Origin of the sequence: Bradyrhizobium sp. NBAIM08 (assembly GCF_020193935.1) — a bacterium.
Lineage (GTDB): Bacteria > Pseudomonadota > Alphaproteobacteria > Rhizobiales > Xanthobacteraceae > Bradyrhizobium > Bradyrhizobium yuanmingense.
In genome coordinates this window covers 496,104-510,656 of the sequence record NZ_JADYVR010000004.1, presented here as the reverse complement: position 1 = coordinate 510,656, position 14,553 = coordinate 496,104, and the positions used below count along the sequence as shown (strand labels likewise).

The window sequence follows — 14,553 nt, the reverse complement described above, 5'->3', positions numbered from 1 at the left end:
GCGCCTGTTTGCCGGCCCCGGCGACCCGGCTGGCCCGTCCTGAGCCTCGCCTCAGCTGTCGACCTTCAGCGCGGCAATAAAAGCTTCCTGCGGGATGTCGACCTTGCCGAACTGCCGCATCTTCTTCTTGCCTTCCTTCTGCTTCTCCAGAAGCTTGCGCTTACGCGTGATGTCGCCGCCGTAGCATTTCGCGGTGACGTCCTTGCGCAGCGCGCGCACCGTCTCGCGGGCGATCACCTTGCCGCCGATCGCCGCCTGGATCGGGATCTGGAACATATGCGGCGGGATCAGCTCCTTCATCTTCTCGACCATGGCGCGGCCGCGCCCCTCCGCGCGGGTGCGGTGGACCAGCATCGAGAGCGCATCGACCGGCTCGGCATTGACCAGGATCTGCATCTTGACGAGATCGGCCGGCTTGTAGTCGGTGAGGTGATAGTCGAACGAGGCGTAGCCCTTGGAGACCGATTTGAGGCGGTCGTAGAAGTCGAACACGACCTCGTTGAGCGGCAGGTCGTACTTCACCATGGCGCGGGAGCCGACGTAAGTGAGCTCCTTCTGCGCGCCGCGGCGGTCCTGGCACAGCTTCAAGACGCTGCCGAGATATTCGTCGGGCGTTAGGATCGTCGCCTCGATCCAGGGCTCGTCGATCTCGGCGATCTTGACCACGTCGGGCATGTCGACGGGATTGTGGATCTCGATCTCCTGGCCGTCGGTGAGCTTCATCTTGTAGATCACGCTCGGCGCGGTCGCTATCAGGTTGAGGTCGAACTCGCGGGACAGGCGCTCCTGAATGATCTCGAGGTGGAGAAGCCCGAGGAAGCCGCAGCGGAAGCCGAAGCCGAGCGCAGCCGACGTCTCCATCTCGAAGGAGAAGCTGGCGTCGTTGAGGCGCAGCTTGCCCATCGCGGCGCGCAGCGTCTCGAAGTCGTCGGCGTCGACCGGGAACAGGCCGCAGAACACCACCGGGATCGCCGGCTTGAAGCCCGGCAGCATCTCGGCGACCGGCTTCCTGTCGTCGGTGATGGTGTCGCCGACGCGGGTGTCGGCGACTTCCTTGATCGCGGCGGTGATGAAGCCGATTTCGCCGGGGCCGAGCTCCTCGACCTGCTGCATCTTCGGCGTGAAGAAGCCGACGCGCTCGACGTCATAGGCCGCGCCCGTGCCCATCATGCGCACGCGCTGGCCCTTCTTCATCGTGCCGTCGACGATGCGCACCAGCACGACGACGCCGAGATAGACGTCGTACCAGCTGTCGACCAAGAGCGCCTTCAGCGTGGCGTCGCGATCGCCCCTCGGCGGCGGCAGGCGGTTGACGATGGCTTCCAGCACGTCGGGGATGCCGAGGCCGGTCTTGGCCGAGATCATCACCGCATCCGAGGCATCGATGCCGATGACGTCCTCGATCTGCTGCTTGACCTTCTCGGGCTCGGCCGCGGGCAGGTCGACCTTGTTCAGGACCGGGACAATCTCGTGATTGTTGTCGAGCGCCTGGTAGACGTTGGCGAGCGTCTGCGCCTCGACGCCCTGGCTGGCGTCGACCACGAGCAGGGAACCCTCGCACGCCGCCAGCGACCGCGAGACCTCGTAGGCGAAGTCGACATGGCCGGGCGTGTCCATCAGGTTGAAGATGTAGTCCTTGCCGTCCTTGGCGCGGTAGGCGAGGCGCACCGTCTGCGCCTTGATCGTGATGCCGCGCTCGCGCTCGATGTCCATGGAATCGAGCACCTGTTCCTTGCCCGCCATCTCGCGGTCGGAGAGGCCGCCGGTCATCTGGATCAGGCGGTCGGCCAGCGTCGATTTGCCATGGTCGATATGGGCGACGATGGAGAAATTGCGGATGTTGGAAATAGGGACGGTCGTCATGGGCGCGGGATACCACTCACATCCCCGTGCGGCAACCATATTGCTGTATTTTCAGGGCCTTTGTTCACGCCAAGCTGATTCCATGACGGGCCAAAACGCGCTACGCACGGCCATGTCCACGACCTCTCTTCCCACTGCCGGAGCGCGGGCAAACACCCGCTTGAGTTACAACCGCTTCCGGGCCTTCCTGGTTGCCTGTGCGGTCCGCCCCGAGGCGCGCCTGTGGCTGGTGATCCAATTTGCCATCCTGCATGCAGTGCTCTGGACCTTCATCCTGATCAATCTTAAGGCGGCGCAGGACGTTCACATGGACGTCGCAGAAGCCTGGGGCTGGGGCCAGAAATTCCTCTGGGGCTATGGCAAGCACCCGCCGTTGTCGGGCTGGGTGGCCGGCCTCTGGTTCAAGGCGCTCCCGGCGGCGGACTGGGCGACCTATGCGCTGGCGATGACGACGGTGAGCGTCGGCATGGTGATCTGCTGGCTGATCGCCTTGCGCGCGGTGGATGCGCGCCGCGCGTTCCTGGTCGTGGTGATGATCGCGCTCTACCCGATCTTCAATTTCAAGGGCTTCAAGTACAACCCGGACCTCTTGCAGCTCGTCACGCTGCCGCTCCTGGTGCTGGCTTATCTCAACGCCTTCGAGAAGCGGACCTGGCAATCCGGAATCCTGCTCGGGCTTGCCGGCGCGCTGGCGCTGATGACCAAATATTGGGTGCTGACCATGATCGGCGCGATCGGCCTCGCCGCGCTGATCCATCCCGACCGGTTGCGCTTCCTGTCGTCGCCCGCGCCGTGGGTCGCGATTGCCACGATGGTCGCGGCGATGATCCCGCACCTCGTCTGGCTGGCGGATGCGCATTTCGTGCCGCTGACCTATGCCGGCGACACCTACAGCCTTCAGGACAAGGCCCAGGTGCATCAGCTCGTCGCGGGCTATGTGCTGCACAACTTCGCGCTGCTGGCATTGCCGGTGGCGCTCGCGGCGCTGGCCATGGCGCTGGTGCCGCCATGGGGCAGATTGCTGCTGGCTGCGCCGTTGCGCATCGTCACGCGCGCCTGGGCGCGTGGCGCCAATGCAGGGGTCAATGTCTCGCAGGCGCTGAATGTCTGGATCGTCCAGGTCATCGTCGCAGTCGGCCCGCCGCTCGGCGCGCTCGCCTTCAGCATCTACATGAAGACGGATTGGGGCATCTCGCTGTTCTTCCTGGTGCCGCTCGCACTGGTCGCGATCCCGACGCTGCGCGTGCAGAGCGCCGCGCTGTTCAACATCGCCGCGATCTGGCTCGTGCTCAGCGCCGCGACGCTCGCCGCTTCGCCCTGGATCGCCGCGCGCGAGATGGCGGCCAATGCCGGCAATGCCCAGATCTATGGCGCGCGCTCGGAGCTCGCGCGCGAATTGACCCAGGCCTGGCACACCCGCTTCGGCTCGCGCTGGGCCGTCGTTGCCGGCACGATGGAGCAGATCCAGCCGCTGGTGTTCTACAGCCCGGATCATCCGTCCGCGCTGCTGCCGTTGGAGGCTTGGGATTCCGGACTGACCTCGCGCGACGACGCCAGGAAGTACGGCTTCATCGGCGTGTTCGATCCGACCGACGGCCGCCTGCCCGCGTTCGAGAAATGGGTGTCGGACGTCGCGCCCAACGCCGAGCGCATCGTGATGACAACGCGCCGCTTCACCAACGGCAAGGCCGGACCGTCGATGAGCTGGAACATCTACTTCGCGCCGCCGGGGAAATGATTTCGTCACCTCTCCCGCAAGTACGGGGCGAGGGAGCGCACCTGGCCGCGTGGTGAGAGAAGGGCCTAAACCCCTTCCTCGTTGAACTTGCTTTCAACGAGCTCCGTGATCGCCGCGAGCGCGGCTTCGGCGTCGGTCCCTGCCGCCGCCACCGTGATCGTCGTGCCGGGACCCGCGGCGAGCATCATCAAGCCCATGATCGAGGTGCCGCCGACGGTCTCGCCGCCGCGTGTCACCCACACCTGCGCATCGAAGCGCTCGACCGCCTGGACGAATTTCGCCGAGGCGCGGGCGTGCAGGCCGCGCTTGTTGATGATCAGGAGATCCTTGGAGATCGCGCCCGCGGGCACGCCGGTCGCGGCTTGTGGCGCCTCCTCGCTCATTTGCCGGCGAGCACCCGGCTGGCGATGGTGACGTATTTGCGGCCAGCTTCCTGCGCCATCGCGATCGCGTCGGGCAGCGGTCGCTCCTCGCGCACCTTGGCAAGCTTGACCAGCATGGGCAGGTTGATGCCCGCGAGCACTTCGACCTTGGGCCGGCTCATGCAGGATATTGCCAGGTTCGACGGCGTGCCGCCGAACATGTCGGTGAGGATCGCAACGCCGTCGCCGGAATCGACGCGGTTGACCGCCTCGATGATGTCGCTTCGGCAGAGATCGGAATCATCTTCGGCGCCGATCGTGATCGCTTCGATTTGCTTTTGTGGGCCCATGACATGCTCAAGCGCTGCCTTGAATTCGTCGGCAAGGCGCCCGTGGGTCACAAGTACTAGACCAATCATCGGAAAACTCCTCGCGGGCGCTTTTGGTGCACCGCACGAACGCGCCACTTTGACCATCCAGAGCCCCCGCGCAAGAGGGGATGTTGCGTATCTCCCTGAATCTAGACGGATGGATGAGGGGAGCTGCGCCGGTCTATTCGGTCGCGATAGTGGGGTTCATATGGTTACCATTTCCCTTCAAACAATCGCCTGATGGGTTAACGGAAGATGAACTCTTGGTAGTGGTCAAGGCCGCAACAACCAGGGGAAGGGGCGAATAGTCGCGGGCAACAGGGATTCGCGGTATTTCGACACCAAAAATGCTGGTTTTCAGGGCTTCAGCCGGCGGCAGGCGCTCCGCGTCGGCTGCAGCCAGATCGACCACGAGACCGACGGTCGCATGCTCCACGAAGTCGCAGCGGCGGATTCCGAGGCCCCGGATCTCGATCAGGCCCGCCAGGCGAGGCGCGGGGCGGACCTCAATTTCGTGGCCGAGTGTCGCCAGATGGACACGGTCGTCACCGACCAGAACGGCCCTTTCCACAACGCCCGAGCGCCCCGCCATGATCAGATCGAAGGCAAGCCGCGACTTGCCGGACCCCGAGGGCCCGCGGATCAGCACGGCGTAAGGCCCGACCTTGACGGCAGAGGCGTGAACGCTGGGCCCGCCTTCGTTCATAGCGCCGGCAGCCTCACCACGAAGCGCGCGCCGGCAATTGTCGGCGTGCCGTCGGCGTCCGGCGGGCCTGGACGGTTCTCCGCCCAGATGCGTCCGCCATGGGCGTCGACGATCTGCTTAGAGATCGAAAGGCCGAGGCCGGAATTCTGGCCAAAGCCCTGATGCGGGCGGTCGGTGTAGAAGCGCTCGAAGATGCGCTCCAGCGCGTCCTCGCGAATGCCGGGGCCGTCGTCGTCGACCACGATCTCGATTTCGGAGCGGACGCGCCGGCAGGTGAGGCGCACCTTGCTGCCGCGTTCGGAGAAGGATTGCGCGTTGGAGAGCAGGTTGGAGACCACCTGTCCGAGCCGGGAATCGTGGCCGCTCACGGCGAATGTGTCGGTCGGGCCGCGGCCCTCGAAGCGCGTTTCGACCGCGACGTCGTGGCCGAGCTTGGTTTCGTTGGCGACGGAGGTCAGCGTCGTCAGCAGCCGGCGCAAATCGACCGGGATCGCATCCTGGCGCTGCAGCTCGGCGTCGAGGCGGCTGGCGTCGGAGATGTCGGAGATCAGCCGGTCGAGCCGCTTGACGTCGTGCTCGATCACCTCGAGCAGGCGCGCGCGGCTGTTCTCGTTGCGCGCCAGCGGCAGCGTCTCGACGGCCGAGCGCAGCGAGGTCAGCGGGTTCTTCAATTCATGGGCAACGTCGGCGGCGAACATCTCGATCGCCTCGATGCGGCTGTAGAGCGCGCTGGTCATGTCGCGCAGCGCGCCGGAGAGGTGGCCGATCTCGTCGCGGCGGCGGGTGAAATCGGGGATCTCGATGCGGGCCTTGATGCGGCGGCGGACGCGCTCGGCGCTGTCCGCGAGCCGGCGCACGGGACCTGCGATCGTGCTCGCGAGCAACAGCGACAGCATGATCATGACGGCGGCGGCGACGCCGCCGACCTTCAGGATGGCGAGGCGCTCGGCGGTGACCATCTGGTCGATGTCGTCGCCTTGCGTCGACAGCATCAAGGCGCCGTGGATGGCGCGCGAGCGCAGCACGGGGACCGCGACCGAGACGATCACCTCGCCGCGTGCATTGACCCGCACCATCGAGCGTTTCTGGCCCTGGAGGGCGTCGCCCACTTCGGCATAGCCATTGCCGTTCTCGGGCCCGAGTTCGCGATAGAGCGGCAGGTCGCCGCGGTTCAGCCAGGTCCGCACCGCAACCTTGCCGCGCTCGATGATGCCGGGTTGCTCGGCCGGCGGCGGCAGCGGAAAGCGCAGCACGTTTTCCAGGTTGCGGCTGTCGAGCAGCAGGCTGCCGTTCGGATCGTAGATGCGGGCGCGCGTCTTGGTTGGCGAGATCAAGGTGCGCAGCACCGGCGCGACGCGCTCCGGATTGATCGGGAAGTCCAGCGGCGAATATTCGTCCGAGCCGCCATAGGTCTCGCCCGGCTTGAGATCGAGCAGCCGGTCGGGATCGATGGTGATGGCGTTGGTCTGCACCGTGGCAGAGGCCGCGATCGCGCCGGCGATGATCTCGGCCTGGACCAGGAGGCTCTGGGCGCGCGCATCGATCAGGCCGGCACGGAATTGCGACAGGTACAGGATGCTCGCCACCAGTGCGACGAGGCCGGCGAGGTTGAGCGAGACGATGCGGCGGGTCAGGCTCGAGAAGGACAGCGCGAAGAAGAACTGCCCGGCGCGTTTCAACCAGTTCAGCGGCCGGAAGCCCTGCGGCTTGTTGTCGGCAACGTGCTCCTGAACGCCGTCGGATGCGATATCCCCGGCGCTCTGGTTAGGGTCAGGCTGCGTTCGGTCAAGCAATGCTTACGCCCGCGTTAGGACGGCCCGTGCGAAGGTCCCCGCATCCTAGAGCGATCCTCGTCCCGATGGAACGAGAACCGGAGATGCTCTCGATCGCCGTGGAGGAGGCGCCCTCAGGCTTCCTTGAAACGGTAGCCGACGCCGTAGAGCGTCTCGATCATCTCGAACTCGTTGTCGACCACCTTGAACTTCTTGCGCAGCCGCTTGATGTGGCTGTCGATGGTGCGGTCGTCGACATAGACCTGGTCGTCATAGGCGGCGTCCATCAGCGCGTTGCGGCTCTTCACCACGCCGGGCCGGGTCGCGAGCGCCTGCAGGATGAGGAATTCGGTCACGGTGAGCGTCACCGGCTCGTTCTTCCAGGTGCAGGTATGGCGCTCGGGGTCCATGCGCAGCAGACCGCGGTCGAGCGCCTTGGCGTCGTTCTCCTTCGGCGCAACGGTCGGATCCTTCGGCGCCGAGCGCCGCAGCACCGCCTTGACGCGCTCGACCAGCAGACGCTGCGAGAATGGTTTGCGGATGAAGTCGTCGGCGCCCATCTTGAGGCCGAACAGTTCGTCGATCTCCTCGTCCTTGGAGGTGAGGAAGATCACCGGCAGGTCGGACTTTTGCCTGAGACGGCGCAGCGTCTCCATGCCGTCCATGCGCGGCATCTTGATGTCGAGGATGGCGAGATCGGGCTGGGTGGTGCGGAAACCGTCGAGCGCGGAAGCGCCGTCGGTGTAGGTCATGATACGGTAGCCTTCGGCTTCCAGCGCGATCGAGACGGATGTGAGAATGTTGCGGTCGTCGTCGACCAAAGCGATTGTGGGCATGAGCCTCTCTGCTTTCTGCTTTCCGTTTGGGTCGTGGCTTGAAACGGCGAGCAATCAGTGATGCGCCGCATACATGGGTGCCGAAGTGGCGTTCGAACCTTGTCACCGAGCAATGCAAGCTGGGCTGAAGTGTGACCAAGTTCCACGAAACACGGCAGATTCGCCGCATCTCGACCCATAACCGGGCCCCCGTTTACCCGAAAAAAGGCCCTCCTTGCAACCACCTGAGCCGAGAAAGCCAATGCAACCGACCCCCAATTTCGACCCCGCAAAGCTCGCCAAATCGCTGCTGAGGCGGTCCCGGCAGGGGGCTCTGGCGACGCTGATGGTCGGCAACGGCGATCCCTATTGTTCCCTGGTCAATCTGGCCAGCCATCCCGACGGCTCGCCGATCCTGCTGATCTCGCGCCTCGCCGTGCACACCAAGAACGTCCTCGCGGACTCCAGGGTCTCGCTGATGCTGGACGAGCGCGCGGCCGGCGATCCCCTGGAAGGCGCCCGGATCATGCTGTCCGGCCGGGCCGAGGAGGCCGATTCCAACAAGGATCTGCTCCAGCGACGGTATCTGAGTGCTCATCCCTCGGCAGAAGGCTTTGTTTCTTTTAAGGATTTCTCCTTCTTCCGGATCCGGCCCACGGGAACACATCTGGTCGCCGGCTTTGGCCGGATCGTCGACCTCAAGCCGGAGCAATTCCTGACGGACCTCACCGGCGCCGAGGACCTGCTGGCGGCGGAGGAGGGCGCCGTCGAGCACATGAACGCCGACCATCGCGACGCCCTCAATCTTTATGCCACGAAGCTGCTCGGCGCCACCGAGGGCGACTGGCGCTGTACCGGCTGTGATCCTGAAGGCCTCGACATGCAGGTCGGCCAGGCAACGCTGCGGCTGGACTTCCCGGAGCGGGTGACGGATGGCACGGCGCTTCGCAAGATGCTGGTCCGTCTCGCTGGCGAAGCGCGCACGAAGGTGGACCAGGGCGCAACCGCTTGAACGCGGCTACCGATCGCCGCGACCCATGACCGTGATGGTTTTCGGGCTCGCAGCGAGAGGGGTCATGACGCGTCAACGTTTGGCATGGACGGCGGCTCTCGCGCTCGCCATCACCACCTTGCTCGCCACGCCAGCCCTTGCGCAGAAAGGTCTCGCCGCCGAGAGCGCGCGGCTCACCGCGCTCATCGGTGCCGGAAAATATTCGGAAGCGCTGCCGTTGGCGCAGGCGATGGTCGCCAGCCTGGAGAAGGACAACGGCCGCGATCTCTCGGGCGCGTTGAACAATCTCGGCCAGGTCCATGCCGGTCAGGGACGGGACGATCTGGCTGAGCCGCTCTACAAGCGCGCGATCGCACTCATGGAAAAATCGCTCGGCTCCGACAACGCCCTGGTTGCGGCCGAGCTGACCAATCTTGCCGCGCTCTATCAGCGGCAGGGTCGCTTCGCAGAGGCCGAGCCGCTGTTCAAGCGTGCACTTGCCGTGCGCGAGAAGGCGCTGCCGCGCGAGCATCCCGACGTCGGTCAATCCCTCAACAATATCGCCACGCTCTACGCCAAGCAGCAGCGTCCGGCCGATGCCGAGCCACTGTTCCGCCGTGCGCTCGCGATCTATCAGAAGGCTGCCGGTCCCGAGCATCCCGCGGTCGCCACGGTCCTGAACAACATCGGACAGGTCGAGCGCGACCTCAATCGCGACGCCGGTGCCGAAGCGCCGATCAAGCGCTCGCTCGCGATCCGCGAAAAGGTGCTGGGGCCTGAACACCCCGACGTCGCGCGCTCGCTCAATAATCTCGCCGGGCTCTACCAGCACCAGCAGCGTTTTGCCGATGCCGAGCCGCTGTATCGTCGCGCGCTGGCGATCCGCGAACGCGCGCTCGGGCCGGATCACCCTGATGTTGCGACTTCGACGAGCAATCTTGCCGACTTTCTGCAGGCGACGGGGCGGACGGCGGATGCCTTGCCGTTGGCGCAGAAGACGCTTGCGGCCAATCGTGCGCAGCTGCGCGTCGTGCTGCCGATCCTGTTCGCGGCACGGCAGCAATCGCTGCTGCCGAGCGAGAAGGCGCTCGACGATGCGCTCGCTGCGATCCAGCGCGGCACGCAATCCTCTGCCGCTTCTGCCGTGAACAAGCTCGCGGTGCGGCTCGCCGCCGGCAGCGACCGGCTCGCCGAGCTCGTGCGCAAGGATCAGGATCTCGCGGCCGAGTCCGAAGCGCTCGACAAGGCGATCATCGCTGCAGTGTCGAAGCCATCGGCGCAGCGCGACGTCGCGGCCGAGCAGCGCAGCCGCGTGCGGATCGCGGCGATCGCGGGCGCGCGCAATGGATTGCAGAAGACGCTCGCCGTCGAGTTTCCCGACTATTCCTCGCTATCCAACCCGCTGCCGCTGACCGTCAAGGACATCCAGCCGCTGCTGGCGTCCGACGAGGCGATGGTGGTCTATTCCGTCGTCGACAGGCGGAGCTATGTCGTCGCGATCACGCGCGAGAGCGTCGACTGGAAGGAGATTCCGCTCGGAGCGGACGCGGTCGCACAGAAGGTCACGGCCTTCCGCAGCGGGCTCGATGTCGGCAAGGCGCGCGATGCATCCGGCAAATCGGGATTGTTCGACCTCGGTCTTGCCAACGAGCTCTATGTCGCGCTGCTCGGCCCGGTTGAGGCGCTGACCAAGGACAAGCGCAACCTGCTGGTCGTGCCGTCGGCGGCATTGACCGCATTGCCGTTTCATCTGCTGGTCACAGAGAAGCCACAGGCTGCGATCCCGGACCGGCTCGAGGGCTATCGCAGTGCTGCCTGGCTGCTGCGGCGTCAGGCCGTTTCGGTCCTGCCGTCGGTGATCAGCCTGAAATCGCTGCGCGCTTTTGCCCGCAGGGATCAAAGCGTCAAGCCGATGACCGGTTTCGGCGATCCCGTGTTCAACCCTGCAGCCGAAGGGCCTGCCGACCGGCGTGCCGCGAACGGCAAGGTCGCCGCACGCAGCATCGCGACGATCGCCTATGCCGACTTCTGGCGCGGCGCAGGCGTGGATCGTGCGCGGCTGGCCCAGGCGCTGCCGCAGCTGCCCGATACCGCCGACGAATTGAACGCGGTGGCGAGGGACGTCGGCGCTGCCGAGGCTGACATCCATCTCGGCCGCGACGCCAGCGAAACGACGCTCAAGCGTGCAGCGCTTGCCCAATACGGCATCATCTACTTTGCCACGCACGGCCTTGTCGCCGGCGACGTCAAGGGATTGGGGGAGCCCTCGCTGGCGCTCTCCATCCCCGACCAGCCGACGGAGCTCGACGATGGTCTTCTCACCGCGAGCGAAGTGGCCCAGCTCAAGCTCAATGCCGATTGGGTTGTGCTGTCTGCCTGCAACACCATCGCGGGCGACAAGCCCGGTGCCGAGGCGTTGTCGGGATTGGCGCGCTCGTTCTTCTACGCAGGTGCTCGCGCGCTCCTGGTGTCGCATTGGGCCGTGGATTCGGAGGCTGCGACCCGCTTGACCACGTCGACGTTCGAGCTGCTGAAGAACGAGCCAAAGCTCGGCCGCGCCGAAGCCTTGCGCCGCGCGATGTTAACCTATCTCGACGACGCCTCGTCGCCGCGCAACGCTTATCCCGCGATGTGGGGACCGTTCGCGTTGATCGGAGAGGGCGAGGTAAGATAGGGGTGTTGACGCAGTGATTGTGCGTCGCAATAACCTGACATAACGCGCAGATGTGCATTTGGTTGCGCGATCATCCGCACTTTCTCGATGCGGCCTTTCAGAGCTGACATGCGCGGCGTTTGGCGCGGTCCTTGAATAAACCAAATCCTGCGGGATCAGCTTGGCAACGCCGGCGTTCATCATTATTAGGTCGTTCAGCCGAGGCCGAACGGCCCATATTCACGGTGATCGCGACGGCGCCAAACTTGGCCGCGCTTGATGTCGCGGGTTCTAGGAGGGATTTTTCGTGCAAGAGACGGGCGTGCGCAACGGTGCCTTCGGCGCCGACAAATTCGGCTTAAAGAATCTCAAGCAGGTTCACTGGAATCTGGGTGCGCCACAACTCTATCAATACTCGCTGGCAGCGGGTGAGGCGGTGCTCTCCGCCGACGGCGCGCTCTGCGCCGACACCGGCGAGTTCACCGGGCGCAGCCCGAAGGACAAGTTCACGGTGCGCGACGCCACCACCGACAAGAAGATGTGGTGGGCCGGCAACCAGTCGATCACCGCAGAGCAATTCGAGACACTCTACCAGGATTTCCTAAAGCACGCCGAAGGCAAGCGCCTGTTCGCGCAGGACCTCTATGGCGGCGCCGACCCGGCCTACCGGATCAAGACGCGCGTCTTCACCGAGCTCGCCTGGCACTCGCTGTTCATCCGCACGCTGCTGATCCGCCCCGAGGCGATCGAGCTGCCGACCTTCGTGCCGGAGCTCACCATCATCGACATGCCGAGCTTCCGCGCCGATCCTAAACGCCATGGCTGCCGCTCGGAGAACGTGGTCGCGATCGATTTCGCCCGCAAGATCGTCCTGATCGGCGGGTCTTATTATGCCGGCGAGATGAAGAAGTCGGTCTTCACGACGCTGAATTATTATCTGCCCGAGCGCGGTGTGATGCCGATGCACTGCTCGGCGAATGTCGGCGCCAACGGCGACACCGCGATCTTCTTCGGCCTGTCGGGCACCGGCAAGACGACGCTGTCGGCCGATCCCAACCGCACGCTGATCGGCGACGACGAGCACGGCTGGGGCCCGAACGGCGTCTTCAATTTCGAAGGCGGCTGCTACGCCAAGTGCATCAAGCTGTCGCAGGAAGCCGAACCTGAGATCTATGCCGCCTCGACCCGCTTCGGCGCGGTGCTCGAGAACTGCGTGCTCGATGAGGACACCCGCGTCGTCGATTTCGACGACGGCTCCAAGACCGAGAACACGCGTTCGGCCTATCCGCTCGACTTCATCCCGAACGCCTCGCGCACCGGCCGCGCGCCGCAGCCGAAGAACGTGGTGATGCTGGCCGCCGACGCCTTCGGCGTGCTGCCGCCGATCGCCAAGCTCTCGCCGGCGCAGGCGATGTATCACTTCCTGTCCGGCTACACCGCCAAGGTCGCCGGCACCGAGCGCGGCCTCGGCAACGAGCCGCAGCCGGAATTCTCGACCTGCTTCGGCTCGCCCTTCCTGCCGCTCGATCCATCCGTCTACGGCAACATGCTGCGCGACCTCATCGCCCAGCACAATGTCGATTGCTGGCTGGTCAACACCGGGTGGACCGGCGGCAAGTATGGTGTCGGCTCGCGCATGCCGATCAAGGTGACGCGCGCGCTGCTCACCGCCGCGCTCGACGGCTCGCTTCGCAACGTCGAATTCCGCACCGACAAGTATTTCGGCTTTGCGGTCCCGACCGCGCTGCCGGGGGTGCCGGCCGAGATCCTCAACCCGGTCAACACCTGGAAGGACAAGGACGAGTTCGACAAGACCGCCCGCGCCCTGGTCGGCATGTTCCAGAAGAATTTTGCCAAGTTCGAAGCACAGGTGGACGCCGAGGTGCGCGCGGCTGCCCCGGACGTGAAGCTGGCCGCGGAGTAAGGTCGCTCGGTCTTGGATGCGAAGAGGGCGGCCTCGCGGCCGCCCTTTTTGCTTGTGGCGAGATCCCTCCACCGTCATTGCGAGGAGCCCTTGCGACGAAGCAATCCAGACCGCCTCCGCGGAAAGATCTCTGGATTGCTTCGCTGCGCTCGCAATGACGAGTTCGCGGAAGCAGCTACGCCTTGAAATACGCGATCTGCGTCGTGGTCGCGAGCAGCCGCCCGTTCGGCGACCACAGCTCGGCGTTCTGGTCGGCGTAGCTCTTGTGCATGATCTTCGAATCCGCCGTCGCCAGCACGCGCGTGATGTCTTCAGCCGCGAGCTCCTCGGCGTCGGTGTGGAAATAGGTCGTCAGCGACACCGTGCCGAACGGCACCAGCTCGCGCCGGGCGTGGAAAATGCGGCCGAAGAAGGCGTCCGACATCGACATCAGCGATAGCATGTCGAGCTTGCGCGGCGTGCGGTCGCTGATCCAGATCTTCGAGTAGGTGCTGGCGGGCTCGGCCTGCGGCGGGCCGATCCGCATCTCGCCCTCGACGAAGCGGAATTCATACTGGTTGGCCCAGGATGCCGAGATCTTCGGGAATGGCAGCGTCTGCTCGAACGGCTTGGCATCCGGATATTGCGCCACCCTGTGCTCCCAGGACGGACGGCGCTCGGCGAACACCGCGGTGGCGAGCGTTGCGACCTCGCCGCCGCCCTGGCTGAGCTCGACGCTCCAGTGCTGGCTGGAGCGGTTGGCCTTGACGAGGCGCACGTCGAGATCGAACGGACCATTGGCGATCGGCGCGCAATAATTGACGGTGAGGGCCAGCGGATCGCCGGCGGCTTGCGGATGCTCGATCAGCGCCCGCAAAATGGTCGCGGCGGTGGCGCCGCCGAACGGGCCGACAAAGGCCCAGTAATCGTCGCTGGTGTGCCCCTGCCAGCTGCTGTCACCAGCGGTGATGCGCGTGGCCTCGTCGAATGGGTGCAGGAGCTTGGCGTGCATGGGTTAGACCTCTACTGAGCTTCCGTCCCAACGACGAAACTCCATCGTCTCGTCATCGGGGCCATATTGCCGCGAACTCAAGGCATCATCCGCTGGATCGTCTGTAACCCAGACGTCTGTGATCGAGCCTCCTATGCGCTTTACAGCGATGATGCTCTTGCCGCTCGTCAGGTGGGCGACGAAGTCGTCGATGGCAGTTTCCTCGTCCTTCCCGGAGAGACTGGCGAGGATGCTGCCGTGCGTGTGCCAGGGGAAGCCGTCGAAACCCAGCGTCCAGTCCCCATCGGGACAGATGACGAGGAATCGAAACTGCCCATCCGGGGTGACATACTCGCCGACAGGCACGATCAACTCCGGCCAGAAAAAT

At 65.1% G+C, this 14,553-nt stretch carries 12 protein-coding genes; 4 read left to right on the top strand and 8 right to left on the bottom strand.

What is annotated here, in order from left to right; genetic code table 11:
• Positions 1–51 precede the first annotated feature (51 nt).
• Positions 52–1,863, bottom strand: coding sequence for a translation elongation factor 4 (gene lepA, locus I6F37_RS17100; RefSeq protein ID WP_225147229.1), 1,812 nt, complete (start codon positions 1,861–1,863; stop codon positions 52–54).
• A 112-nt stretch (positions 1,864–1,975) separates the two neighbouring features.
• On the opposite strand from lepA, the gene I6F37_RS17095 reads away from it, so the two are divergent.
• Positions 1,976–3,601 (top strand): glycosyltransferase family 39 protein, encoded by a 1,626-nt coding sequence (locus tag I6F37_RS17095; RefSeq protein ID WP_225152075.1) that lies wholly within the window; start codon positions 1,976–1,978, stop codon positions 3,599–3,601.
• Positions 3,602–3,666: 65 nt separating this feature from the next.
• On the opposite strand, the gene I6F37_RS17090 is transcribed toward I6F37_RS17095, so the two are convergent.
• The 5 genes from I6F37_RS17090 to I6F37_RS17070 form a co-directional block, all read right to left on the bottom strand.
• The gene (locus I6F37_RS17090; protein ID WP_036014186.1) at positions 3,667–3,984 is read right to left on the bottom strand and encodes an HPr family phosphocarrier protein; all 318 of its coding nucleotides are present in this window, start codon (positions 3,982–3,984) and stop codon (positions 3,667–3,669) included.
• Positions 3,981–4,382: a PTS sugar transporter subunit IIA gene (locus I6F37_RS17085; protein ID WP_007597752.1), complete on the bottom strand. Its 402-nt coding sequence runs from the start codon at positions 4,380–4,382 to the stop codon at positions 3,981–3,983. Before I6F37_RS17085 ends, I6F37_RS17090 begins: the two co-directional genes overlap by 4 nt.
• A gap of 133 nt (positions 4,383–4,515) precedes the next feature.
• Positions 4,516–5,040: an HPr kinase/phosphorylase gene (locus I6F37_RS17080; protein ID WP_036026439.1), complete on the bottom strand. Its 525-nt coding sequence runs from the start codon at positions 5,038–5,040 to the stop codon at positions 4,516–4,518.
• Positions 5,037–6,833: a sensor histidine kinase gene (locus I6F37_RS17075; protein ID WP_225152073.1), complete on the bottom strand. Its 1,797-nt coding sequence runs from the start codon at positions 6,831–6,833 to the stop codon at positions 5,037–5,039. The genes I6F37_RS17080 and I6F37_RS17075 overlap by 4 nt, the downstream gene beginning before the upstream one ends.
• A 113-nt stretch (positions 6,834–6,946) precedes the next feature.
• Positions 6,947–7,648 (bottom strand): response regulator transcription factor, encoded by a 702-nt coding sequence (locus I6F37_RS17070; RefSeq protein WP_008542552.1) that lies wholly within the window; start codon positions 7,646–7,648, stop codon positions 6,947–6,949.
• A gap of 241 nt (positions 7,649–7,889) precedes the next feature.
• Here I6F37_RS17070 and I6F37_RS17065 point away from each other — a divergent pair, with 241 nt between their 5' ends.
• The 3 genes from I6F37_RS17065 to I6F37_RS17055 all read left to right on the top strand — a co-directional run bounded on the left by I6F37_RS17065 (position 7,890) and on the right by I6F37_RS17055 (position 13,195).
• Positions 7,890–8,639 carry a HugZ family protein gene (locus I6F37_RS17065; RefSeq protein WP_036026441.1) on the top strand — a complete coding sequence of 250 codons (750 nt, stop codon included), beginning with the start codon at positions 7,890–7,892 and terminating at the stop codon, positions 8,637–8,639.
• A gap of 64 nt (positions 8,640–8,703) precedes the next feature.
• Positions 8,704–11,292: a CHAT domain-containing tetratricopeptide repeat protein gene (locus I6F37_RS17060; RefSeq protein ID WP_036014233.1), complete on the top strand. Its 2,589-nt coding sequence runs from the start codon at positions 8,704–8,706 to the stop codon at positions 11,290–11,292.
• Between the two features lie 286 nt (positions 11,293–11,578).
• Positions 11,579–13,195 (top strand): phosphoenolpyruvate carboxykinase, encoded by a 1,617-nt coding sequence (locus I6F37_RS17055; RefSeq protein WP_225152071.1) that lies wholly within the window; start codon positions 11,579–11,581, stop codon positions 13,193–13,195.
• Between the two features lie 175 nt (positions 13,196–13,370).
• Here the strand turns inward: I6F37_RS17055 and I6F37_RS17050 are convergent, their stop codons facing one another.
• Entirely contained in the window at positions 13,371–14,186 is an 816-nt protein-coding gene (locus tag I6F37_RS17050) for an acyl-CoA thioesterase II (RefSeq protein WP_036014176.1), read from the bottom strand.
• 3 nt (positions 14,187–14,189) lie between these two features.
• Positions 14,190–14,531, bottom strand: coding sequence for a hypothetical protein (locus I6F37_RS17045; RefSeq protein WP_036014232.1), 342 nt, complete (start codon positions 14,529–14,531; stop codon positions 14,190–14,192).
• Positions 14,532–14,553 lie beyond the last annotated feature (22 nt).